This is a genomic window from Limimaricola cinnabarinus LL-001 (genome assembly GCF_000466965.1).
Taxonomy (GTDB): Bacteria; Pseudomonadota; Alphaproteobacteria; order Rhodobacterales; family Rhodobacteraceae; genus Limimaricola; species Limimaricola cinnabarinus.
Genome location: NZ_BATB01000190.1, coordinates 1 through 525 on the forward strand (window position 1 = coordinate 1; position 525 = coordinate 525).

The following is a 525-nucleotide window of genomic DNA, read 5'->3' on the forward strand; positions in this document are numbered from 1 at the left end:
CTTCTCGTTGGCCTCGGAGCCCGAATTGACCGAATAGACCCGGGCCATGCCGGGCATCCGCGCGATCAGCGCCTCGGCAAAGCGCGCACCGGGGATCGAGCCGGCGCTGCCGGCGAAATAGTTCAGCTTCGTGACCTGCTCGCGGATCGCCTCGCCGATGCTCTCGCGGCCATAGCCGACATTGACGGTCCAGACCCCGCCCGAAACCGCGTCGAGATGCTCGCGCCCGGTCGCGTCCCAAAGACGCATGCCGTGCCCCTCGACCATGATCCGCGGATCGGTGGTCTCGAGCGGCTTGTGCTGGGTCATGTGATGCCAGACATGCGCGCGGTCGGCGTCGATCACGCGGTTGAAGTCGTTGGGGGCGGCTTGGTTCACAGCGAGGTCCTCATGGGCATGGCGCAAGGAAGGTGAAGCGCGCCATGCCAAGGGGCAGGCACGGCGTCGCCACCCAAGCTGCGCCCGATCGCACTCCAAGCGCAGGGCCAGATGGGACGTTTGCTTAGGTCCAGTTAGGATCGGGCG

General features: G+C 66.7%; 1 protein-coding gene. It reads right to left on the reverse strand.

Features of this window, described 5'->3' with window-relative positions; genetic code table 11:
• A partial coding sequence (locus MBELCI_RS19060; protein ID WP_045320586.1) for an aminotransferase class III-fold pyridoxal phosphate-dependent enzyme occupies positions 1 to 378 on the reverse strand: 378 nt, incomplete at its 3' end.
• Between the last annotated feature and the right edge of the window lie 147 nt (positions 379 to 525).